At 57.1% G+C, this 24,434-nt stretch carries 20 protein-coding genes; all 20 read left to right on the top strand.

Annotated features, from left to right (window positions below):
- The first annotated feature begins 53 nt into the window (after positions 1-53).
- Positions 54-1,214, top strand: a complete 1,161-nt coding sequence (gene sucC, locus ACFFIY_RS01590; protein ID WP_354196283.1) for an ADP-forming succinate--CoA ligase subunit beta — start codon at positions 54-56, stop codon at positions 1,212-1,214.
- Positions 1,142-1,315 (top strand): KxYKxGKxW signal peptide domain-containing protein, encoded by a 174-nt coding sequence (locus ACFFIY_RS01585; RefSeq protein WP_354196343.1) that lies wholly within the window; start codon positions 1,142-1,144, stop codon positions 1,313-1,315. Before sucC ends, ACFFIY_RS01585 begins: the two co-directional genes overlap by 73 nt.
- Positions 1,237-2,133 carry a succinate--CoA ligase subunit alpha gene (gene sucD, locus ACFFIY_RS01580; RefSeq protein WP_354196345.1) on the top strand — a complete coding sequence of 299 codons (897 nt, stop codon included), beginning with the start codon at positions 1,237-1,239 and terminating at the stop codon, positions 2,131-2,133. Before ACFFIY_RS01585 ends, sucD begins: the two co-directional genes overlap by 79 nt.
- A 66-nt stretch (positions 2,134-2,199) precedes the next feature.
- Positions 2,200-3,090 carry a DNA-processing protein DprA gene (dprA, locus tag ACFFIY_RS01575; RefSeq protein ID WP_354196285.1) on the top strand — a complete coding sequence of 297 codons (891 nt, stop codon included), beginning with the start codon at positions 2,200-2,202 and terminating at the stop codon, positions 3,088-3,090.
- 107 nt (positions 3,091-3,197) lie between these two features.
- Positions 3,198-5,270: a type I DNA topoisomerase gene (topA, locus tag ACFFIY_RS01570; RefSeq protein WP_354196287.1), complete on the top strand. Its 2,073-nt coding sequence runs from the start codon at positions 3,198-3,200 to the stop codon at positions 5,268-5,270.
- Between the two features lie 22 nt (positions 5,271-5,292).
- Positions 5,293-6,603 carry an FADH(2)-oxidizing methylenetetrahydrofolate--tRNA-(uracil(54)-C(5))-methyltransferase TrmFO gene (trmFO, locus tag ACFFIY_RS01565; RefSeq protein WP_354196289.1) on the top strand — a complete coding sequence of 437 codons (1,311 nt, stop codon included), beginning with the start codon at positions 5,293-5,295 and terminating at the stop codon, positions 6,601-6,603.
- Between the two features lie 118 nt (positions 6,604-6,721).
- On the top strand, positions 6,722-7,621 hold the full coding sequence (xerC, locus tag ACFFIY_RS01560) for a tyrosine recombinase XerC (RefSeq protein ID WP_354196291.1): 900 nt from the start codon (positions 6,722-6,724) through the stop codon (positions 7,619-7,621).
- 14 nt (positions 7,622-7,635) lie between these two features.
- Entirely contained in the window at positions 7,636-8,178 is a 543-nt protein-coding gene (gene hslV / locus ACFFIY_RS01555) for an ATP-dependent protease subunit HslV (RefSeq protein WP_354196293.1), read from the top strand.
- A complete protein-coding gene (gene hslU, locus ACFFIY_RS01550) occupies positions 8,178-9,578 on the top strand; it encodes an ATP-dependent protease ATPase subunit HslU (protein WP_354196295.1) in 1,401 nt (466 codons plus the stop codon). The genes hslV and hslU overlap by 1 nt, the downstream gene beginning before the upstream one ends.
- An 85-nt stretch (positions 9,579-9,663) precedes the next feature.
- On the top strand, positions 9,664-10,443 hold the full coding sequence (gene codY, locus ACFFIY_RS01545; RefSeq protein WP_354196297.1) for a GTP-sensing pleiotropic transcriptional regulator CodY: 780 nt from the start codon (positions 9,664-9,666) through the stop codon (positions 10,441-10,443).
- Between the two features lie 458 nt (positions 10,444-10,901).
- Positions 10,902-11,630 carry a 30S ribosomal protein S2 gene (gene rpsB / locus ACFFIY_RS01540; protein WP_354196299.1) on the top strand — a complete coding sequence of 243 codons (729 nt, stop codon included), beginning with the start codon at positions 10,902-10,904 and terminating at the stop codon, positions 11,628-11,630.
- Positions 11,631-11,760: 130 nt separating this feature from the next.
- On the top strand, positions 11,761-12,648 hold the full coding sequence (gene tsf / locus ACFFIY_RS01535; protein ID WP_354196301.1) for a translation elongation factor Ts: 888 nt from the start codon (positions 11,761-11,763) through the stop codon (positions 12,646-12,648).
- 84 nt (positions 12,649-12,732) lie between these two features.
- A complete protein-coding gene (gene pyrH / locus ACFFIY_RS01530; RefSeq protein ID WP_354196303.1) occupies positions 12,733-13,458 on the top strand; it encodes a UMP kinase in 726 nt (241 codons plus the stop codon).
- Positions 13,458-14,015, top strand: a complete 558-nt coding sequence (gene frr, locus ACFFIY_RS01525; protein ID WP_354196305.1) for a ribosome recycling factor — start codon at positions 13,458-13,460, stop codon at positions 14,013-14,015. The genes pyrH and frr overlap by 1 nt, the downstream gene beginning before the upstream one ends.
- 125 nt (positions 14,016-14,140) lie before the next feature.
- Positions 14,141-14,932 carry an undecaprenyl pyrophosphate synthase gene (gene uppS, locus ACFFIY_RS01520; protein ID WP_354196307.1) on the top strand — a complete coding sequence of 264 codons (792 nt, stop codon included), beginning with the start codon at positions 14,141-14,143 and terminating at the stop codon, positions 14,930-14,932.
- Positions 14,929-15,723 (top strand): phosphatidate cytidylyltransferase, encoded by a 795-nt coding sequence (locus ACFFIY_RS01515; RefSeq protein ID WP_354196309.1) that lies wholly within the window; start codon positions 14,929-14,931, stop codon positions 15,721-15,723. The genes uppS and ACFFIY_RS01515 overlap by 4 nt, the downstream gene beginning before the upstream one ends.
- Positions 15,724-15,741: 18 nt before the next feature.
- Positions 15,742-16,890, top strand: coding sequence for a 1-deoxy-D-xylulose-5-phosphate reductoisomerase (locus ACFFIY_RS01510; RefSeq protein WP_354196311.1), 1,149 nt, complete (start codon positions 15,742-15,744; stop codon positions 16,888-16,890).
- 44 nt (positions 16,891-16,934) lie between these two features.
- Entirely contained in the window at positions 16,935-18,194 is a 1,260-nt protein-coding gene (gene rseP / locus ACFFIY_RS01505) for an RIP metalloprotease RseP (RefSeq protein WP_354196313.1), read from the top strand.
- Between the two features lie 39 nt (positions 18,195-18,233).
- Positions 18,234-19,934 (top strand): proline--tRNA ligase, encoded by a 1,701-nt coding sequence (locus tag ACFFIY_RS01500; protein WP_354196315.1) that lies wholly within the window; start codon positions 18,234-18,236, stop codon positions 19,932-19,934.
- 102 nt (positions 19,935-20,036) lie between these two features.
- Complete coding sequence (locus tag ACFFIY_RS01495) at positions 20,037-24,335, top strand: PolC-type DNA polymerase III (protein ID WP_354196347.1); 4,299 nt, start codon at positions 20,037-20,039, stop codon at positions 24,333-24,335.
- Positions 24,336-24,434: the final 99 nt, after the last annotated feature.

Here is a 24,434-nt window from a genome sequence, read left to right as displayed (position 1 = left end):
ATTACAATGGGGAATGGCAAGAAATTATCAGCAGTTCGATTGGAGGATGTAAGATGAATATCCATGAGTACCAAGGGAAACAGATTCTTCGCGAATTCGGCGTCGAAGTTCCGAAAGGGATGGTGGCATTTTCCCCGGAAGAGGCCGTAAAGGCTGCGAAGGAACTCGGCAGCAATGTCACTGTCGTCAAGGCCCAGATCCACGCGGGCGGCCGCGGGAAGGCCGGCGGCGTCAAGCTCGCCAAGAATGTCGATGAAGTGCGCGAGTATGCCAAGGAACTTCTCGGCAAAATCCTCGTTACGCACCAGACAGGTCCTGAAGGGAAAGAAGTCAAGCGTCTCTACATCGAGGAAGGATCCGACATCCTCAAAGAATATTATATCAGCCTCGTCGTGGACCGTTCGACGGACCGCGTTGTCCTGATGGGCTCCGAAGAGGGCGGCATGGACATCGAGGAAGTGGCGGAAACCAATCCTGAAAAAATCTTCAAAGAAGTCATCGATCCGGTTGTAGGCCTCACAGGCTTCCAGGCACGCCGCATGGCTTTCAACATGAACATCCCTTCGAAGCTCGTCAACAAGGCTGCGAAGCTTTTCCTCGGCCTTTATGATGCCTTCATCAGCAAAGATGCATCGATCGTCGAGATCAACCCGCTCGTCGTCACGGGCGACGACAAGGTCATGGCGCTGGATGCGAAGTTCAACTTCGACGACAACGCACTGTACCGCCACCCGGACGTCGTGGAACTCCGCGACTTCGACGAAGAAGACCCGAAAGAGATCGAAGCATCGAAATATGACCTCAGCTATGTTTCCCTCGACGGCAACATCGGCTGCATGGTCAACGGTGCGGGCCTTGCCATGTCCACAATGGACACGATCAACTTCTACGGCGGAAGGCCGGCAAACTTCCTGGACGTTGGGGGCGGCGCGACGGCCGAGAAAGTGACCGAAGCGTTCAAGATCATCCTGTCCGATCCAAACGTCAAAGGGATCTTCGTCAATATCTTCGGCGGCATCATGAAGTGCGACATCATCGCGGAAGGCGTCATCCAGGCCACGAAGCAGCTCGGCCTTGAAGTGCCGCTCGTCGTGCGTCTTGAAGGCACGAACGTTGACGCGGGCAAGAAACTTCTGAACGAATCCGGACTGAACATCACTTCTGCCGACTCCATGGCGGACGGTGCACAAAAAATTGTCGAACTCGTAGGCTAAGAAAGGCGGGAAAACGATGGGCATTTATATCGATAAAGATACAAAAGTTCTGGTACAGGGAATCACGGGCTCCACAGCCCTCTTCCATACGAAACAAATGATCGAATACGGCACGAAGATCGTGGGCGGCGTGACGCCGGGCAAAGGCGGCACGGAAGTCGAAGGGGTTCCGGTCTTCAACACGGTCGAAGAGGCGGTCAAGGCGACGGGCGCGAACGTTTCCGTCATCTACGTTCCGGCTCCATTCGCAGCCGATGCAATCCTTGAAGCGGTCGATGCGGAACTCGACATGACCATCTGCATCACCGAGCACATTCCAGTGCTCGACATGGTGAAAGTCGTCCGCTACATGGAAGGCAAGAAAACCCGCCTCATCGGGCCGAACTGCCCGGGCGTCATCACGGCGGACGAGTGCAAGATCGGCATCATGCCGGGCTACATCCACACGAAGGGCCACGTCGGCGTCGTTTCCCGTTCCGGGACGCTCACGTACGAAGCGGTCCACCAGCTCACGACCGAAGGCATCGGCCAGACGACGGCAGTCGGAATCGGCGGAGACCCGGTCAACGGCACGAACTTCATCGACGTCCTCAAAGAATTCAACGAGGATCCTGAAACACTGGCGGTCGTCATGATCGGCGAAATCGGCGGAACGGCCGAAGAAGAAGCAGCCGAGTGGGTCAAGGCCAACATGACGAAACCGGTCACAGGCTTCATCGGCGGCCAGACCGCACCTCCAGGAAAGCGCATGGGCCACGCAGGCGCCATCATTTCCGGCGGCAAGGGCACAGCAAAAGAAAAGATCAAGGCGATGGAAGCGGCCGGCATCAAAGTTGCCGAAACACCGTCCGTCATCGGCCAGACGATGATCGAGGTCCTGAAAGAAAAAGGCCTGTACGAAAAGTGCAAAACGAACTAAAATGAAAGTGCGGCGCATCTCGCGCCGCACTTTTACTATTATCCGGCCCCCGACGGACAGGAGGTTGTGGAGATCAGAGAATTTGAAGAACGGCTTCTCGCCCTGCATTATGCCTATCCGGCCCCGCTTAACCGGCTGGACCGTCTCCTTGCCGCGGATCCCGAGCTGGAGAATGCCGGCCGCATGGGCGCAGCGGAACTTGCTTTCCTGCTTGGCCTCGACCAAAAGAAGGCCTTGCTGATCCAAAGCCGGATCGCCCGGCAGGCGGACCCCCCGTACACCGAAATGTATGCCGCCCGCTCGATCATCCCGATCCCGTACACCCATCCCCTGTATCCATCTTCACTCAACCGCCTCATCGATCCTCCTGCCGTGCTGTATGCGGCGGGAGATCCGACCATCCTTTCGATTCCCAAAAAAGCGGCCGTGATCGGCTCCAGAAAAGCGACGTCCTATTCGAGGCAGGCGATTGCAATGATCGTGCCGCCGATTGTCGCGCAAGGCATCGCGATCGTCAGCGGACTGGCGAAGGGTGCCGACGCGATGGCGCACGAAGCGGCCATCGCGTCCGGCGGCAAGACGATCGGCGTCCTCGGACATGGCCTGTTCCACCGCTACCCGAAAGAAAACAACGGACTTTATGAAGTGATGGGGAGCGAACACCTTCTCCTGACGGAATACCCTCCATATGCCGGACCGAAAAGGTGGCAGTTCCCGATGCGCAACCGGATCATCAGCGGCCTGTCCGACCTGGTCATCGTGACCGAAGCGGCAGTGAAAAGCGGCACGATGAGCACGATCGACCATGCCCTCGAGCACGGAAAGGATGTCCTGGCCGTCCCGGGGGCCGTCAACGCGCCGCTGTCGGCCGGTCCGAACCGGCTTATCCTGGAAGGCGCAACCCCTGCACTGGACGGCTACACCGTACTTGGGGGACCTCCAGGCGGCGAGCCGTGAAACGGGCGAAAACCGAAAATGGTTGCATTTAAATAGAAGTTATATTACATTTTGCAACAGGACTTTCTTTACAATGGCAATGCCAACCTCGACAGGAGGCAGTTTGAATGGCGGATTATCTCGTCATCGTCGAATCGCCCGCAAAGGCGAAGACGATTGAAAAATATCTAGGAAAGAAATACAAAGTGAAAGCGTCTGTCGGCCATGTCATCGACCTGCCGCGCAGCCAGATGGGCGTGGACGTCGAACACGGCTACCAGCCGAAGTACATCACGATCCGTGGCAAGGGTCCGGTTCTGCAGGAACTGAAGACCGCAGCAAAAAAAGCGAAGAAAGTCTTCCTTGCATCTGACCCCGACCGCGAAGGGGAAGCGATCGCCTGGCACCTCGCACAGGCGCTTGGCATCGATGAAAACACCGATTGCCGGGTCGTCTTCAACGAAATCACCAAAGACGCAATCGTGGAATCGTTCAAGCATCCGCGGCCGATCAACCGCGACCGTGTCGACGCCCAGCAGGCCCGCCGCGTGCTCGACCGGCTCGTCGGCTACAACATCAGCCCGATTCTATGGAAGAAAGTGAAGAAGGGCCTGTCCGCGGGGCGCGTGCAATCGGTTGCACTCCGGCTCATCATCGACCGGGAAAACGAAATCCGGGTGTTCAAGCCGGAAGAATACTGGTCGATCACCGGCACGTTCGGCAAAGGCAAAAAGGAATTCACCGCCGGCTATCACGGCGATGGCAAAAAGAAAGTGAAGCTGCCGGACCGGGCGTCCGTCGACAAGGTGCTCGGCCAGCTGAAAGGCGACGAGTTCGAAGTGGCGGAACTCATCAAGAAAGAGCGCAGGCGCAATCCCGCACCGCCGTTCACCACTTCGTCGCTCCAGCAGGAAGCCGCACGCAAGCTCAACTTCCGCGCCCGCAAGACGATGATGCTCGCCCAACAGCTCTATGAAGGGATCAACGTCGGCAAGGAAGGAAGCGTCGGACTCATCACTTACATGAGAACCGACTCGACCCGGATTTCCGACACCGCGAAAAAAGAGGCGGGAGACTTCATCGATTCGGAATACGGCAAGGAGTTCGGGGCACCGGGTGAGCGGCAGTCGAAACAGAAAAATGCGCAGGATGCCCACGAGGCGATCCGGCCGACGTCGGTTCTCCGCACGCCTGCATCGCTCAAGGCGGTGCTGTCCAACGACCAGTTCAAGCTGTACCGGCTCATCTGGGAACGTTTCATCGCCAGCCGCATGGCGCCGGCGGTCCTGGACACCGTCACGGCGGACCTCGTCCAGGGCGACGTCATGTTCCGAGCGACCGGCTCACAGATCAAATTCCCCGGCTTCATGAAAGTGTACGTGGAAGGGGAAGACGACAAGTCGGACGAGAAGGAAAAAATGCTTCCGCCGATGGAGAAAGGCGACATCGTGAAGAGCGTCAAAGTGGAACCGAAGCAGCACTTCACTCAGCCGCCTCCGCGCTACACGGAAGCCCGGCTCGTCAAGACGCTCGAAGAGCTCGGCATCGGCCGCCCGTCGACGTACGCGCCGACGCTGGACACGATCCAGAAAAGGGGCTACGTATCACTTGACGCCAAGCGGTTCGTGCCGACGGAACTCGGAGAAATCGTCCATTCGCTGGTGCAGGAATTTTTCCCGGAGATCATCGACATCGAGTTTACGGCGGAAATGGAAAAAGACCTCGACAGCATCGAGGAAGGCCAGAACCGCTGGGTTGAAGTCATTGATTCGTTCTACAAAGACTTCGAGAAAAGGCTGAAGGTCGCAGATGAGGAAATGGAGAAAGTCGTCATCAAAGACGAGCCGGCCGGCGAAGATTGCGAAAAATGCGGTTCGCCGATGGTCATCAAGCTTGGACGCTACGGCAAGTTCATGGCCTGCTCCAACTTCCCGGACTGCCGCAACACGAAGCCGATCCTGAAAAAGATCGGTGTCACTTGCCCGAAATGCAAAGAAGGCGAAGTCGTCGAGCGGAAAAGCAAGACGAAGCGGATCTTCTACAGCTGCGACCGGTATCCCGACTGTGACTTCATCTCATGGGACAAGCCGATCTCCAGGCCTTGCCCGAAATGCAGCGGGATGCTTGTCGAGAAAAAGCTGAAAAAAGGCAAGCAGATCCAGTGTGCAGACTGTGATTATAAAGAACAGCCTCAACAGTGAACGAAAAGGGGGGTGACTGGACATGTCACCAGTCGTCAATGTAATCGGAGCCGGCCTCGCGGGGAGCGAGGCGGCCTGGCAGATCGCCAAGAGGGGCGTCAACGTCCGACTCTACGAAATGCGGCCGGCCAAACAGACGCCGGCTCACCACACCGACCAGTTTGCGGAGCTCGTCTGTACGAATTCGCTCCGGGCGAACAACCTGACCAATGCGGTCGGCGTCCTGAAAGAAGAAATGCGGATTCTCGGCTCGGTCATCTTGCAGTCGGCCGATTCAAGCGCCGTCCCGGCGGGCGGTGCGCTTGCGGTCGACCGGCATGACTTTTCCGGCCGCGTCACCGAACAGGTGAAAAACCACCCGCTCGTCGAAGTGATCGGCGGGGAAGTGACGGAAATCCCGGACGGCATCACCGTCATCGCGACCGGCCCGCTCACGTCCGAGGCGCTTGCCAAGGAAATCGGCAGCCTGACGGGCGAATACGATCTTTACTTTTATGATGCGGCCGCGCCGATCATCGAAAAAGAGTCGCTCGACATGGACAAGGTATATCTGAAGTCCCGCTACGACAAAGGGGAAGCCGCTTATCTGAACTGTCCGATGAACGAAGAAGAGTACAACCGGTTTTACGAGGCGTTGATCACGGCCGAAACCGTCCCGCTGAAGGACTTCGAAGAAGAGAAATACTTCGAAGGCTGCATGCCGGTCGAGGAAATGGCGCGCCGCGGGAAGGATACGCTCCGTTTCGGTCCGATGAAGCCGGTCGGGCTGGAAGATCCGAAAACCGGCAAGACGCCGTACGCGGTCGTCCAGCTGCGACAGGACAATGCGGCGGGCACGCTCTACAACATCGTCGGCTTCCAGAACCACATGAAATGGGGACCGCAGCGTGAAGTGATCCGGCTCATCCCGGGGCTTGAAGAAGCGGAAATCGTCCGGTACGGGGTCATCCACCGGAACATGTTCGTCAACTCTCCGAAAGTCCTGGCGCCGACCTACCAGCTCAAGAGCCGCAACACCCTGTTCTTCGCCGGACAGATGACCGGCGTCGAAGGCTACGTGGAATCGGCAGGCAGCGGACTTGTCGCCGGCATCAATGCCGCGCGGGTCGCGCTCGGACAGGAGCCGGTCGTCTTTCCTCATGAAACGGCGCTCGGCAGCATGGCCCGCTACATCAGTGAAGCGGATCCGACCAACTTCCAGCCGATGAACGTCAACTTCGGACTGTTTCCGCCGCTCGGCGAAAAAGTGCGCAAGAAAGCCGAACGCGCAGAAAAACAGGCTGAACGGGCGCTCGGCACAATTCGAAATTTCATGAATACAATAGCTGATTGATTGTGCAAAGCCTCTAAATGTCTTATACTTTTAGAGGCTTTTGTATTTGCACGGGGAATGGATTGAAATGTTTGGAATGGACGGACCACCCCACGCTTTTTTGAAAGGGGAGAAGGCGATGAACAGCAGGCTGCTGGAGGCGGCGGATGCGTTTCAGGCGTATATCCGTCTTGAACGCAACTTCTCGCCGCTGACCGTCGACGGGTACAGGAAGGACATGGAAGAGTTTTTCGCTTTTCTTGAAAGTGAAGGAATCGGCGATTCGCCGGACATCCGGTATCCGGAAGCGCGCCTTTTCGTAACCCGGCTCTATGACCGGGGTCTTTCCAGGGCGACCATCTCGAGGAAGATTTCCTCGCTCAGGTCATTCTTTAAGTTTGCGAGCGCCAGGCACGGGATCGATGACAGTGCCTTCCGCTCGCTCTTCCATCCCAAAAAGGAAGAAAGGCTGCCCCAGTTCTTCTACGAGGAAGAGATGGAGCGGCTTTTCGAGGCGAATCGCGGAACGTCTCCGAAGGAATTGCGCGATCTTGCCATACTGGAACTGCTTTACGCTACGGGCATGCGGGTGTCGGAATTGACCGGTCTGTCGGCTGCGGATCCGGACTTGTCCCTCGACATCGTCCGGGTGATGGGAAAGGGCCGTCGCGAGCGGTATATCCCGTTCGGGCATTTTGCCCATGAGGCGCTTGGGGATTACCTTGGTCAGGCGCGTCCGCGGATCGTCAAGGGGAACAAGCATGACCGGCTGTTCGTCAATATGAAAGGGACACCGCTGACGGACAGGGGAGTGCGCTACATACTGGACGGGATGGTCGAACGGGCGGCGCTGCATTCGCCGGTCCACCCGCATATGTTCCGGCACACCTTTGCGACCCATCTGCTCAACAACGGGGCCGACATGCGTTCGGTCCAGGAACTGCTTGGCCATGCAAGCCTGTCGTCCACGCAGATCTACACGCATGTCACGAAAGACCATCTCAGGAATACTTATATGAATGCCCATCCAAGAGCATAGTGAGGAGGAACGGCATGGAACTGCACGCAACCACAATTTTTGCGGTCCGCCATAACGGCAAGGGAGCCATGGCCGGCGACGGTCAAGTAACGCTCGGGAATCAGGTCGTCATGAAGCACACGGCACGGAAAGTGAGGCGGCTGTTCGGCGGCAAGGTGGTGGCCGGCTTCGCCGGTTCCGTCGCTGATGCATTCACGCTTTTTGAACTGTTCGAAGCAAAGCTTATGGAATATGACGGCAACCTTCAGCGGGCGGCGGTGGAACTCGCAAAAGAATGGCGCGGGGACAAAATGCTCCAGAAGCTTGAGGCCATGCTCATCGTCATGGATGAAAAGTCGATGCTGCTTGTTTCCGGATCCGGCGAAGTCATCGAGCCGGACGACGGCATCCTGGCAATCGGATCCGGCGGCAACTATGCGCTCGCTGCCGGCAGGGCGCTGAAAACACATGCCGGCGACCGGCTCGGAGCGGAGGAGATCGCCAGGGCGGCGCTGGAAACCGCAGCGGACATTTGCGTATTCACGAACGACCGGATTATCCTGGAGGTGATCGGCTGATGAAGAAGTCTTCGGAACTGACCCCGAAACAGCTGACGGAAAGCCTGGACCGGCACATCGTCGGGCAGGAAGATGCGAAGAAGGCCGTCGCGGTCGCCATGCGCAACCGCTACCGCAGAAGCCTGCTGACAGAGGAGGAGCGGTCGGAGATCATTCCGAAAAATATCCTCATGATCGGACCGACGGGCGTCGGCAAGACGGAAATCGCCCGAAGGATCGCCAAGCTGTCCGACGCGCCGTTCATCAAAGTGGAAGCGACGAAGTTCACCGAAGTCGGCTACGTCGGGCGCGACGTGGAATCGATGGTGCGCGACCTGATCGAGGCATCGATCCGCCTCGTGCGCACCGAGAAGATGGAGGAAGTGAAGGACCGGGCGGCAGAACTTGCCGAGGAGCGGCTCGTCAAGCTGCTCGTGCCTTCTTTGAAAAAAGAAAAGACCGGTCAGAATCCGTTTGAAATGCTGTTCGGCCAGCAGAACCAGGCCGGGGAAGAAGCGGAGGAAGACCCGGAAATCCGGACGAAGCGGTCAGACGTCCGAACAGACTTGAAGGCTGGGAAGCTGGAGGAGAAGCTTGTGACCGTCGAAGTGTCGGAGGAGCCGCCTTCCCTTTTTGACGCCATGCAAGGTTCGGGAATGGAACAAATGGGTATGAATATGCAGGACGCCCTGTCCGGCCTCATGCCGAAAAGGAAGCGCAAGCGGGAGATGAAAGTGAAGGATGCCCGCCGCGTCCTGGCACTCGAAGAAGCCGAAAAGCTCGTCGACCGGGAAGAGATTTCACAGGAGGCGATCAGCCGCGCCGAACAGCACGGCATCATCTTCATTGATGAAATCGACAAGATCGCTTCAAGGCAGGGAGGCGGCTCGTCTTCCGCGGACGTTTCCCGGGAAGGCGTGCAGCGAGACATCCTGCCGATCGTGGAAGGAACGACGGTCACCACGAAATACGGCCCCGTAAAGACCGACTTCATGCTCTTCATCGGTGCGGGGGCCTTCCATATCGCGAAGCCGTCGGACATCATTCCCGAGCTGCAGGGCCGCTTCCCGATCCGTGTGGAGCTCGACAAGCTGACGAAAGACGACTTCATCCGGATCTTGAAGGAACCGGACAATTCCCTTATCCGGCAGTACAGCCTGCTTCTGGCGACGGAAGGAGTCGAAATCAGCTTCACGGACGGCGCCATTGCGCGGATCGCGGAGATTGCGACCGAAGTCAACGCGGAAACCGAGAATATCGGGGCACGCCGCCTCCATACGATTCTGGAGAAGCTCCTGGAGGATCTCAGCTTCCAGGCATCGGACATCTCTCCGGCTTCCATCCAGATCACGCCGGAGTATGTCGACGGTAAATTGGGCAATATCGTAAAGAACAAAGATTTGTCACAATTCATCCTGTAATCAAACCGTTTTAGTTCCAAAAACGATTAAAAACCTTTAGAATATTCAACAAGCACACACACCCATCTTAGGAGGAATTATTTTTATGTCACTATTGAACCAGACGCGGGAGATCAACTCCATGCTCCAGGCATCCGCAGGGAAGCCGGTTAACTTCAAGGAAATGGCGGATACGCTTTCGCATGTCATCGGAGCCAACGTCTTCATCGTCAGCCGCCGGGGCAAACTCCTCGGTGCGACCATCCATCAGGAAATCCAGAACGAGCGCATGCAGGAAATGCTTGAACGGCGCCAGTTCCCGGAAGAATATACCCGCAACCTGTTCAACGTCACCGAGACGTCCCCGAACCTCGACATCAACAACGAACACACCGTGTTCCCGGTTGAGAACAAAGACCTGTTCCAGGATGCGCTTACGACGATCGTTCCGATCATCGGCGGCGGCGAGCGTCTCGGCACGCTGATCCTCGGACGCGCAAAAAATGAATTCGTCGAGAACGACCTCGTCCTCGCCGAGTACGGTGCAACGGTCGTCGGCATGGAGATCCTCCGCGAGAAGTCCGAAGAGATCGAAGCCGAAGCGCGCAGCAAGGCGGTCGTCCAGATGGCGATCAACTCCCTGTCCTACAGCGAACTCGAAGCGATCGAACACATCTTCGACGAACTGGACGGCAGTGAAGGCCTCCTCGTCGCGTCGAAAATTGCAGACCGCGTCGGCATCACCCGCTCGGTCATCGTCAACGCACTGCGCAAGCTGGAGAGCGCAGGCGTCATCGAGTCCCGCTCCCTCGGCATGAAGGGAACCTACATTAAAGTGCTGAACGACAAGTTCCTCGCCCAGCTCGAAGAACTCAAATCCAAATAATCCCCGCACTGCGGGTAACCGGGCTGCCCATCGAGGGCAGCCCTTTTTGAATCGTCGCCCGGAACAGCTACACGGTCTATCGGCTTTGATCCACAGCGTTCGTTTCTTTCGGAAATGATTCGCTTCGGCTGAGGCGACGCCCGCGGTAAGCGAACGGGTTTCTTCTACTGACGGAGTTCTTGGACGCAATCCACGGCGTTGCCCGGGCTGAGTGGAATCATATCGGCCGTGAGTGAGCGCGTTGACGAGGTGAATGGAATCATTAGGTATCGTGAGTGGGCGCGTTGCCGGAGTGAGTGGATTCGGAGTGTTTGCGGGTTGCAAAAAGGGTATATCCGTGGTATATTGTCAAATGGTGTGAATACACACGCGCCGGGACGGACGGGCAGGTGCCGACAGGCCGCCCGGAAGGACGAACGGCGCGGAGGACCAAAAAACCCAAAACGGAGGTAACACACATGGCAATTATCACAATGAAGCAACTGCTGGAAGCCGGCGTGCATTTCGGTCACCAGACACGCCGCTGGAACCCGAAGATGAAGAAATATATCTTCGTCGAGCGTAACGGCATCTACATCATCGACCTTCAAAAGACGGTCAAAAAACTCGAGGAAGCATACGACTTCATGCGTCAAACAGGCGCTGAAGGCGGCAAAGTGCTCTTCGTCGGCACGAAGAAACAAGCCCAGGACGCAATCCGCGAAGAAGCGGAACGCGCAGGCCAATACTACATCAACCAACGCTGGCTCGGCGGCCTCCTCACCAACTTCGGCACGATCCAGAAGCGCGTCAAGCGCATGAAGGACATCGAGAAGATGGAAGAGGAAGGCACATTCGACGTACTTCCGAAAAAAGAAGTCATCCAGCTTAAAAAAGAACATGAACGCCTCGTCAAGTTCCTCGGCGGCATCCGCGACATGAACGGCCTTCCGGACGTTATGTATGTGGTCGACCCGCGCAAAGAGCGCATTGCGGTCGCTGAAGCCCGCAAGCTGAACATTCCGATCGTCGGCATCGTCGACACGAACTGCGATCCGGACGAGATCGACTACGTCATCCCTGCGAACGACGACGCGATCCGTGCAGTACGCCTTCTCACAAGCAAGATGGCGGATGCGCTCGTAGAATCGAAGCAAGGCGAAGAAGAAGAAGTCGAAGCTCAGGCAGAGGAAGTCGCAGCCGAGTAAGACTGTCAGAAAGGCGATAAGCGGCTCACCGTCACTTATCGCTTTTTTTGAACAATCCAAGGTGAACCGGGCGCCCGATTGATTCGGCTCCGCCTCACATAAATTTTATCCAGACCGGGAGGAATGCCCAATGGCAGCAGTAACAGCACAAATGGTCAAAGAACTCCGCGAAAAAACTGGCGCGGGCATGATGGACTGCAAGAAAGCCCTCACACAGACAGACGGCGACATGGACGCCGCAGTTGATTTCCTTCGTGAAAAAGGCCTTTCGAGTGCAGCGAAGAAAGCAGACCGCATCGCGGCTGAAGGCTCGGTGGCAGTAAAGGTTGACGGCGACAAAGCAGTCATCCTTGAAGTGAACGCGGAAACAGACTTCGTCGCGAAAAACGAAGCGTTCCAGCAGCTCGTTTCCGATCTCGCCGACCACATCCTCAACGAACAGCCGGCTGATGTTGAAGCTGCCCTGTCCTCGAAGATGGAAAACGGCAACACGGTTGCCGACCATATTTCCAACGCGGTTGCGAAAATCGGTGAAAAAATCACCCTTCGCCGCTTTGAAATCATGGAAAAGACGGACGCAGACGCTTTCGGCGCCTACATCCACATGGGCGGCCGCATTGGCGTGCTGACGCTTCTTGAAGGCTCCACAGACGAAAACGTCGCAAAAGACGTGGCGATGCACATCGCAGCCCTCAATCCGAAATATATTTCCCGTGACCAGGTTTCCGAAGAGGAAGTCGAACACGAACGCAAAGTCCTCACGGAGCAGGCGCTCAATGAAGGCAAGCCTGAAAACATCGTTGCAAAAATGGTTGAAGGCCGTCTCGGCAAATTCTTCGAAGAGATCTGTGTGCTTGACCAGCAGTTCGTCAAAGACCCGGACAAGAAAGTCCGCGACTTCGTCAAGTCTTCCGGCGGCGAACTGAAGGCATTTGTCCGCTACGCAGTGGGCGAAGGCATCGAGAAGCGCGAAGACAACTTTGCTGAAGAAGTCATGAACCAGGTCAAAGGCAACTGATCTTCAGCCGAATATTTCCATGGGGAACACGAAATTTGTGTTCCCTATTTTTCGATAAAAAACAGCGATGATGGAGGAGACCTCATGAGCGTACCGAAATATAAAAGAGTCGTCCTGAAACTGAGCGGGGAAGCGCTGGCCGGAGAGCAAGGCTTCGGACTGTCGCCGGAGATCATCAAATCCGTAGCCGGACAGGTGAAGGATGTGGTCGACCTCGGCGTCGAAGTGGCGGTTGTCGTCGGCGGCGGAAACATCTGGCGCGGCAAGATCGGCAGCGAGATGGGGATGGACCGGGCCACGGCAGATTACATGGGCATGCTGGCCACCGTCATGAACTCACTCGCCCTCCAGGATGCGCTGGAGAAATTCGGCATCGAGACGCGCGTGTCGACTTCGATCGAAATGCGCCAGGTGGCCGAGCCTTACATCCGCAGGCGGGCCATCCGCCACCTGGAGAAAAAGCGTGTCGTCATTTTCGCCGCGGGGACGGGCAATCCGTACTTCTCGACGGATACGACGGCTGCGCTCCGTGCGGCGGAAATCGAAGCGGACGTGATCCTGATGGCGAAAAACAACGTGGACGGCGTTTATTCGGACGATCCGAAAACAAACGCGGACGCGGTGAAATATGATGCCCTCACTTACCTGGACGTCATCAAAGATGGACTCCAGGTCATGGACTCGACTGCTTCCTCGCTCTGTATGGACAATGACATCCCGCTCATCGTCTTCTCGATCATGGAGAACGGGAACATCAAACGGGCCGTCCTCGGTGAAGAAATCGGGACGGTCGTCAGGAGGAATTCGTAATGGTGAACGCAATCATCGAAGAAACGAAAGACCGAATGGCGAAATCGATCCAATCTTACAGGAGGGAACTGGCCAGCATCCGTGCCGGACGCGCCAGCGCCTCGCTCCTCGACCGCATCACGGTCGATTATTACGGCGCACCCACACCCGTCAACCAGCTTGCGGGCATTTCGGTGCCTGAAGCCCGGCTGCTCGTCATCCAGCCGTATGACAAGTCGGTCATCAACGACATCGAAAAAGCGATCCTGAAGTCGGACCTCGGCATCACGCCTGCAAACGACGGCAACGTCATCCGAATCGCCGTGCCGGCCCTCACCGAGGAGCGCCGGAAGGAACTCGCCAAGCAAGTCAAAAAAGAAGCGGAAGACGCGAAGATCGCGATCCGGAACGTCCGCCGCGACGGCAATGACAGCCTGAAAAAGATGGAGAAGAGCGGAGAGATCACTGAAGACGATCTGCGCGGCTACGGAGAAGATATCCAAAAGCTGACCGACCGCCACATCGAAGAAATCGACGAAATTGCAAAAGAGAAAGAACAGGAAATCATGGAAGTTTGACAACCGAACCATTTCCGCGAAGAGGCGTCCTAATCTGACAGGACGCCTTTTGCAGTGGTGCAAAAACTGCTATGATAGACAAAGGCATGAATCTCGAATTGCAGTTGAGTGGAGGATTTCAGAATATGTTGGATAAACTGATCCGCAAAAGAGGCGGACGGCAAGAAGCGGAAGCCCCTGACCCGGCAGATGCCGGCAGCCGCGGAGTACCGGGCCATGTTGCCATCATCATGGACGGCAACGGCCGCTGGGCAAAAAAAAGGGCGTTGCCGCGCATTGCCGGACACCATGAGGGAATGAAGACGGTCCGGAAAATCACGCGCGAGGCAAACCGGCTCGGGGTTAAAGTCCTGACGGTGTATGCCTTCTCCACGGAGAACTGGAAGAGGCCGAAGCCGGAAGTGGAATTTCTCATGAAGCTTCCCGATGAGTTCCTCGGCACCTACCTGCCGGAGCTCATCGAACAAAACGTCCGGGTGGAAATGATCGGAGACTATGAAAGCCTGCCTCCGCACACGAAGCGGGCGATCCGGCGGGCGATGGACGAAACGGCCTCCAACGACGGACTCATCCTGAATTTCGCCATGAACTACGGCAGCCGGGCAGAATTGGCCGGCGCGGTGAAAGAAATCGCGCGTTCGGTGAAAGAGGGGACGGTCCGCCCGGAGGAGATCAATGAAGCCATGATCGCCGAAGCACTCATGACCGCCCATCTCCCTGAACCGGATCTCCTTATCCGGACGAGCGGTGAAGTGCGGCTCAGCAACTTCATGCTTTGGCAGCTGGCCTACACAGAACTCTGGTTCACCGACACGCTCTGGCCGGACTTCGGCGAAGCCGACCTGCGCGAGGCGATCGACGTCTACCGGGCAAGGAACCGCCGCTACGGCGGCATCGGCAAGGAGGAGGTCAAATGAAAACACGGATCATCACGGCAGTTGTCGCCGGCCTCCTGTTTGTCCCTCTCGTCATCATCGGGGGCCTGCCGTTTACGCTTGCGGTGTTCCTGCTGGCGGCCATCGGCATGTATGAGCTCCTTCGGATGAAACACATTTCCATCGCCTCGATTCCCGGATTGCTCGCCGTCCTGGCGCTGTTCAGCTTCCTGCTGAAGCCGCACTGGGCGGATGCAGTGGCTTCATTCACCGGATATACGAAGATTGAGGTCGTCTATGCGCTCGTTCTGCTGCTTCTCGTCTACACGGTCGTCGTGAAAAACCGATTCACGTTCGAGCATGCGGCATTCACGGTGCTTGCCATGCTTTATCTCGGCATCGGCTTTTACTACCTCATCATCACAAGGGATGCGGGACTTGAATATATCGTCTTCGCGCTGATCGTCGTCTGGCTCACCGATACGGGCGCCTACTTTACGGGAAGGGCAATCGGCAAGCGGAAGCTCTGGCCGGAGATTTCCCCGAACAAGACGGTTGAAGGGTTCATCGGCGGCATTGCGGCGGCGGTCATCGCAGCCTGCATCTTCCAGGTGTTCATGCCGGTGACGCATTCTTATCTGATCCTGATCGGCGTGACCATTCTGGCATCAGTGATGGGCCAGATCGGAGACCTTGTGGAATCCGCGCTGAAACGGTACTACGGTGTAAAAGATTCCGGCAAGATCCTGCCGGGGCACGGCGGCATCCTGGACAGGTTCGACAGCCTGCTGTTTGTCCTGCCGCTGCTCAATCTTCTTCATTTTGTCGGATGACCTGAAAGGAAGATTCATATGGTAAAGAAAATCAGCCTTCTCGGTGCCACGGGTTCGATCGGCACCCAGACGGTCGATGTGGTCCGGGAAGCCCCGGACCAGTTTAAGATCACCGCGCTTGCTGCCGGTAAAAATATCGGGAAATTGCGGGAAATCATCCGGGAGACGGAACCTGAGATCGTCTCGGTGGACGCCCCGGCGGATGCAACCCTGCTTTCGGGTGAGTTCCCGAAAGTGGAATTTGTCCACGGGCGCGAAGGGCTCATCGAAGTAGCGGCCCGGTCGGATGCCGACGTGGTCGTCAGTGCCGTGGTCGGAAGCCTCGGGCTGGAGCCGACGATTGAAGCGATCCGCAACGGCCGAAACATCGCCATTGCGAACAAAGAAACGCTTGTCGCAGCGGGAGACATCGTGACGGCGGAAGCCCGCCGTCACGGCATTTCCCTCCTGCCCGTCGACAGCGAGCATTCGGCGCTGTTCCAGTCGTTGAACGGCGAAAAAGCAGAACGTGCCGAACGGCTCATCCTGACGGCTTCCGGAGGGAGTTTCCGCGACAAGACGCGCGATGAACTGGAAGGCGTGACGATCGAGCAGGCGCTGGACCATCCGAACTGGTCGATGGGCAGCAAGCTGACGATCGATTCCGCGACCATGATGAACAAAGGTCTTGAAGTGATCGAGGCCCATCATCTGTTCGGCATGCCCTATGACCGGATCGACGTGCTGATCCACCGGGAGAGCATCATCCATTCGATGGTGGAATTCGCCGACACGAGCGTCATGGCGCAGCTTGGTTCGCCGGACATGCGCGTTCCGATCCAATATGCGCTCACTTGGCCGGACCGCCTCCCGAGAAAAGGGACCGAGCGGCTCGACCTGGCCAAAATCGGCACGCTCCATTTCGAAGAAGTCGACCTGAATCGCTATCCGGCGCTCCGCATCGCATTTGAGGCGGGCCGGACGGGCGGCACGGCGACGACTGTCATGAACGCCGCAAACGAGACGGCGGTCGGTCTGTTCATGGAAGGCCGGATCGCATTCACGGAAATCGAAGGACTCGTGGAACGCGTGCTCGACCGCCATGCCGTCATCTCGTCGCCGGACCTCGGCACGGTGCTTGAGGCCGATTCGCTTGCAAGAAAAAGTGTACTCGATATGGTAAAATGATGTGATATGAAATCCGGCATCAGTCCGGGTGAAGGTGGGTGCCCATGCAAACAATCATTGCATTCGTTGTCGTCTTCGGCACACTTGTATTTTTCCATGAACTCGGCCACTTCCTGTTCGCCAAGCGGACGGGCATCATGGTGCGCGAGTTCGCCATCGGCTTCGGTCCGAAACTTCTCGGCATCACGAAGGGCGAGACGCTCTATACGATCCGGCTCCTGCCGCTCGGCGGCTATGTCCGGATGGCCGGAGAGGATTTTGACACATTCGAACTGCAGCCGGGCCACCGGATCGGTCTCGTCCTGGACCAAAACGGCAACGCGGAGCGGATTGTCCTGAACCAGAACGACCGCACACCGGATATGCTTTATCTGGAAGTGGAAAAAGCGGATCTGGAGAAGGATTTGTACATCGAAGGCTATGACGAGGAGGAACAGAAGGTCCGCTATCCGGTAGCCCGGAATGCGGTCATTTCCGAAAAGGGCCAAGAGACGATCATCGCGCCGCATGACCGGCAGTTCGAATCCAAGCCGCTCGGCGCACGTGCGCTGACGATCTTTGCCGGCCCGCTGTTCAACTTCATCCTTGCCTTCGTCATCTTCACGCTGCTTGGCCTGTTCCAGGGCATTCCGACAAACGAAGCCCTCATCAAGGATGTCACGGATGACGGGCCTGCCGTCTCGGCGGGAATCGAGCCGGGAGACATCATCGAGTCGGTGGACGGCAAGAAAATCGATTCGTGGAATGCTTTCGCCGCCATCATCCAGGACCGTCCCGGTGAGCAACTGCAAATCGGTGTCGGCCGCGACGGCAAACATCTGGAATTTCCGCTCACGGCGGATTCGGTGGACGTCGAAGGACAGACGATCGGCCAGATCGGCGTGATCCACGAACCGGTCTATGAAAAGAACCCACTGAAAGCCTTTGTCTACGGCGGAGAACAGACCTGGTTCTGGTTCAAGCGGATCTTCGAACTGCTCGGCATGCTCGTCACGGGGAAATTCTCGATTGACGCGCTGTCCGGGCCGGTCGGGATCTACCAGGCGACCGGCCAGGTTGCCCAGTACGGCATCTTCAACCTGATGAGCTGGGCGGCGGTGCTCAGCATCAACCTGGGCATCATGAACCTCCTGCCGCTGCCTGCGCTCGACGGGGGCCGGCTCTTGTTCTTCGGCTTTGAGGCCATCAGGGGCAAGCCGATCGACAAGCAGAAAGAAGGCATGGTCCATCTGGTCGGCATCATGCTGCTCATGGTGCTCATGATCGTCGTCACGTGGAACGATATCCAGCGGTTCTTCTTCTGACGAATTACTATAACTCACGAATCCGGGGTGCAAAATCCGATGAGACAAAGCAAAACGTTCATACCAACATTGCGCGAAACGCCGGCTGATGCGGAGATCCGTTCCCATCAGTTCCTGCTGCGCGCAGGTTACATCCGGCAAAATACGAGCGGGGTTTATTCGTACCTGCCGCTCGGCAAAAAGATGCTGAGGAAAATCGAGACGATCGTCCGGGAAGAGATGGACGCAATCGGCGGTTCGGAAGTGCTCATGCCGTCCCTGCAACAGGCCGAACTCTGGCAGGAAACCGGGCGCTGGTACACTTACGGTCCGGAGCTCATGAGGCTGCACGACCGCCACGACCGGGAATTTGCCCTCGGGCCGACACACGAGGAAGTGGTCACGTCGCTCCTGAGAGACGAAGTCAAGTCGTACAAGAAACTGCCTCTGACGCTTTACCAGATCCAGACGAAGTTCCGTGACGAAAAGCGGCCCCGCTTCGGCCTGCTCCGTGGACGGGAATTCATCATGAAAGATGCCTACTCCTTCCATGATTCCAAGGAGAGTCTGGACGAAACATACGCGGACATGAAGCAGGCGTATACGAACATCTTCACCCGACTCGGCCTCAACTTCCGGGCGGTCATCGCGGATTCCGGCGCGATCGGCGGCAAGGACACGCATGAGTTCATGGTGCTTTCCGACATCGGGGAAGACACGATCGCCTACAGCGATTCGTCCGAATACGCGGCCAACATCGAAATGGCGGAAGTCAATGTGGATTACGCTGTTCCGGAAGAAACCGAAAAGGCGCTCGAGAAAGTCGAAACACCGGACGTCCGCACCATTTCCGACGTGTCCGCTTTCCTCGGGGTAGAGCCGGCAGACTGCCTCAAGACGCTTGTGTTCATCGTGGATGACGAGCCGGTCGTCGTGCTCTGCCGCGGCGATCACGAGATCAACGACATCAAGGTAAAAAATGCACTGGACGGCAAAGTCGTCGAACTGGCGACGCCCGAACAGGTCAAGGAAGCGACCGGCACCGACATCGGCTCGCTCGGACCGGTCAAGCTGCCGACGGGACTCAGGGTCATCGCCGACCACGCCGTCCGATCGGTGCGAAACGCCGTGACGGGAGCCAATGAAGACGGCTTCCATTACAAAAACACCAATCCGGAGAGGGATTTCTCGGTGGACCGCTATGAAGATCTGCGCTTCATCATGGAGGGCGATCCGTCGCCGGACGGCCAGGGGACGATCAAGTTCGCCCGCGGCATCGAGGTCGGCCACATCTTCAAGCTCGGAACGACTTATTCGGAGCCGATGGACGGAAAGTTCCTCGACAGCAACGGCCGGGAACAACCATACATCATGGGTTGCTACGGAATCGGCGTATCGCGCATCCTGTCGGCAATGGCCGAGCAGTTCCACGACGAGAGCGGCCTCGCCTGGCCGAAGGAGATGGCGCCTGCAGACATCCATCTTCTGCCGGTGAATATGAAAGATGACGACCAGCGCCAGCTTGCCGATGAACTGTATCACCTCCTCACTTCTTACCGGTATGAGTGCCTCTATGACGACCGTCCTGAACGTGTTGGAGTCAAATTTGCAGATGCCGATCTTATCGGCCTGCCGGTCCGCATCACGATCGGCAAAAAAGCGGCCGAAGGGATTGTGGAAGTTAAATTCCGCAAAACCGGCGATACGGTCGAATGGAAAAAGGAAGAACTGACGGACAAGCTTCGTTCGTTCTTTGGCTAATCGACGCTCGGAAAAGATGGGAATGGCCCGGTTTGGGCTTTTCCCTTCTTTTTTCTCTCCGGGCATGGAAGGGGGAGAAAGCTGTTGGAACAGGATCCAAAGATGCGCTTTAATATCCTGCTGCAGCATATCGGCATGACCGACGACGGGATGGCCGGGTATTTCGGAGGCGCTGCGCTTGAACGTCTGGATGTTCACAAGAAGTCGCGCGTCTGGCATTTTCGCGTCACGCTGAAACGGATTTTGCCGGTCACGGTTTTTTCGGAGTTCAGGAAGAGAATCGATGCGACATTCAGTCCGGTGGCCCGCGTCCTTTTGGACATCCGGGCGGAAGAGCCGGCGGCGGATGAGAAGCTGGTGCAGGGCTACTGGCCCTTTGTGCTGGAAGAACTGCCGGACATGTCGCCTCCCGTAAGGGCTCGTCTGTCAGGTCAGCTCCCGTCATGGAACGGCCAATCCCTTCAGCTCACATGCGGCTCCGAGCTGGAGCTTCAGACGATGAAGGGAAAATACGCCCGGATTCTGGCGGAGGTCTATGCGGGATTCGGCTTTGCGCCCGTCCCTGTGGAATTTGTCCTCGGTGAAGAGGATGAGGGGGCCGAAGAAGAACGCAAGAAATTCTTGGAACAACGACGCGCCGAGGAAGAGGCGCTTGCGAGCCGCGCACTTGCGGACCTTCAAAAACGCGAGAAGGAAAAGAAAGAGTCCGGCAAGCCGTCCGGACCATTTTCCATCGGCCTTCCGATCAAACCGGATGAGCCGATCACCGGCATCCGCCTCATCCAGGACGAGGAGCGCAGGGTGACGATCGAGGGCGTCGTCTTTGATGTGGAAATCCGGGAGCTCAGGAGCGGCAGGTCCCTCCTTACGGCAAAAGTGACCGACTACACCGACTCGATCCAGGTGAAAATGTTCTCCCGGGACAAGGAAGACGCAGAGGCGATGACCGGACTCAAAAAAGGGGCCTGGGTCCGTGCAAGAGGATCGATCCAGAACGACACATTCGTCCGCGACCTCATCATGATGGCACAGGACATCATGGAAATCACCCCGGCCATCAGGAAAGACACCGCGCCGGAAGACCGCAAGCGGATCGAGCTCCATGCTCATTCCAACATGAGCCAAATGGACGCGGTCGTCTCAGCGGGCGAGATCGTCGCCCAAGCGGCGAAATGGGGGCACCCGGCGGTCGCCATCACAGATCATGCCAACGTACAAGGGTTTCCGGATGCCTATACCGCCGGCCAGAAGCACGGCATCAAAGTCATTTTCGGCCTTGAGGCGAACATTGTGAATGACGGCGTTCCCGTCGCCTATGAGGAAGTGGACAGAAACCTGGATGACGCCGAATACATCGTCTTTGACGTGGAGACGACCGGCCTGTCCGCCGTCTACGATAAGATCATCGAGCTGGCGGCGGTCCGCGTGAAGGACGGGGAGATCATCGATACGTTCGAGAGCTTTTCGGACCCGGGCCATCCGCTGTCCGCCACGACGATTGACCTGACGGGGATCACCGACGATATGGTGCGGGGAACTCCGCAGATCGAAGAAGTCGCACGGCGGTTCCATGAATGGGCCGGAACGGGGATCCTCGTTGCGCACAACGCCTCCTTCGATATGGGTTTCCTGTACGAAGCCTATAAAAAGGCGGGCATCGAGGAAAGGTCGCATCCGGTGATCGATACACTTGAACTCGCCCGGATGCTTCATCCGGAACTGAAGAACCACCGTCTGAACACGCTTTGCAAGAAGTTCGGCATCGACCTCACCCAGCATCACCGGGCGATCTATGACTGTGAGGCGACAGGCCATCTGCTTGTCCATCTGCTGAAAGAGGCGGAAGAGCTGGGGATCAAAAACCACAATGAATTCAATCTGCATATCGGCGGCGGGGATGCCTACAAGCGCGCCCGCCCGTCCCACTGCACGATTCTCGTGAAAAACCAGACCGGCCTGAAAAACCTGTTCAAGCTCGTCTCCTCTTCCCATACGGAGACGTACTACCGGGTTCCCCGCATTCCGCGCTCGGTGCTCCAGCGGCACCGGGAAGGTCTGCTCATCGGCTCGGGCTGCGACAAGGGAGAGGTATTTGAGGGGCTCATGCAGAAGCCGCTCGATGAAGTGGAGGAGATTGCGAAGTTCTACGACTACCTCGAAGTACACCCGAAACCGGTCTATGCCCATCTGATCGAACTGGAGCTTGTCCGGGATGAATGGAACCTTGAAGACATCATCCGCAAAATGATGAAGCTCGGCAAAAAAACTGGACTGCCGGTCGTTGCCACGGGGAATGTCCATTACATCGAGGATCACCAGGCTGCTTACCGGAAGATTCTTATCGGTTCGCAAGGCGGTGCCAATCCGCTGAACCGGCATTCTCTGCCCGATGTCCACTTTCGGACAACCGATGAAATGCTGGAGGAGTTTGCGTTCCTCGGCGAAGAGAAGGCCGAGGAGATCGTCATCGACAACCCGAGATGGGTGGCGGAACAGATCGGAGAAGTCCAGGTCATCAAGGATGAACTGTTCACCCCCGTCATCGAAGGCGCGGACGATGAGGTGCGGGATCTCACCTACACGATGGCCCATTCAATCTACGGCGAAAAACTGCCGGAAATCGTCACCGAACGTCTGGAAAAAGAATTGAAGTCAATCATCGGGCACGGATTTGGGGTCATTTACCTCATTTCTCACAAGCTCGTCAAAAAGTCGCTTGACGACGGATACCTCGTCGGATCCAGGGGATCGGTCGGCTCTTCGCTCGTTGCCACGATGATGGAAATCACGGAAGTGAACCCGCTTCCGCCGCACTACGTATGCCCTTCGTGCAAGAAATCAGAGTTCATCACGGACGGAAGCATCGGTTCCGGGTTTGACCTGCCGAGAAAAGACTGCGGGGACTGCGGTGTCCCGATGACAAAGGACGGCCACGACATTCCGTTTGAGACGTTCCTCGGTTTCAAGGGCGACAAAGTCCCGGATATCGATTTGAACTTCAGCGGCGAATACCAGCCGCGCGCGCACAATTATACAAAAGAGCTGTTTGGTGAAGACTATGTGTACCGTGCCGGGACAATCGGGACGGTTGCCGAGAAAACGGCCTACGGATATGTGCGCGGCTACATGAACGACAACAACCTGACGATCAGGGGAGCGGAGATCGACCGCCTCGTTCAAGGCTGCAGCGGCGTCAAGCGGAACACCGGCCAGCACCCGGGCGGGATCATCGTCGTTCCGGACACGATGGACATTTACGACTTCACGCCGATCCAGTATCCGGCGGACGATCAGGAGTCCCCTTGGAAAACGACGCACTTCGACTTCCACTCCATCCATGATAATCTGCTGAAGCTGGATATACTCGGACATGATGACCCGACCGTCATCCGGATGCTCCAGGACTTGTCCGGGATGGATCCGAAGACAATCCCGACGGACGATCCGGAAGTGATGAAGATTTTCAGCGGACCGGAATCGCTCGGCGTCACGGAAGAGCAGATCCGCTGCAAGACCGGCACGCTCGGCATCCCGGAATTCGGGACGCGCTTCGTCCGCCAGATGCTCGAAGACACCAGGCCGTCGACTTTCTCTGAACTGGTCCAGATTTCCGGGCTTTCCCACGGCACGGATGTCTGGCTCGGCAACGCACAGGAACTCATCCACAACAAAACGTGCGTCTTGTCCGAAGTGATCGGCTGCCGGGACGACATCATGGTCTACCTGATCTACCAGGGCCTCGAACCGTCGCTCGCCTTCAAGATCATGGAATCGGTCCGGAAAGGGAAAGGCCTGACACCGGAATTCGAATCCGAGATGAAAAAGCAGGGTGTGCCGGACTGGTACATCGATTCCTGCAAAAAGATCAAGTACATGTTCCCGAAGGCGCACGCCGCCGCTTACGTGCTCATGGCAGTCCGGATCGCCTGGTTCAAGGTCCACCGCCCGCTTTTGTACTATGCGGCCTACTTCACGGTAAGGGCGTCCGACTTTGATCTGATCGGCATGAACAAGGGATCGGCGACGATCCGGGCGAAAATCGATGAAATCGAGGCCAAGGGGCTGGATGCTTCTCCAAAAGAGAAAAGCCTTCTCACGGTCCTCGAACTCGCGCTGGAAATGTGCGAGCGCGGTTTTCGTTTTGCGAAAGTCGATTTGTACAAATCGAAGGCCACCGAGTTCGTCATCGAAGGCGACGCCCTGATCCCGCCGTTCAACGCGGTTCCGGGACTCGGCAACAACGTCGCGCGGCAGATTGTTGAAGCACGCGCGGAAGGAGAATTCCTGTCCAAGGAAGATCTTCAGCAAAGGGGCCGTGTTTCAAGGGCCATCATCGACTATATGGACGAGCTCGGCTGCCTCGAAGGCATGCCCGAAGCGAACCAGCTTTCACTGTTCTGATCGGTTGCAACACCTATGCGGCTATGGTAAAATTGTCTCAACAAGTTCGGATAGTCGCGCGCAGAAGAGTGGGATCTCCCGCTCTTTTCTGTTTGTCGA

The sequence above is a fragment of the Bhargavaea ullalensis genome, assembly GCF_042432615.1.
Classification (GTDB): Bacteria; Bacillota; Bacilli; order Bacillales_A; family Planococcaceae; genus Bhargavaea; species Bhargavaea ullalensis.
Note: the sequence above shows the minus strand (reverse complement) of the source record. Positions and strands in the feature narration are given on the sequence as shown.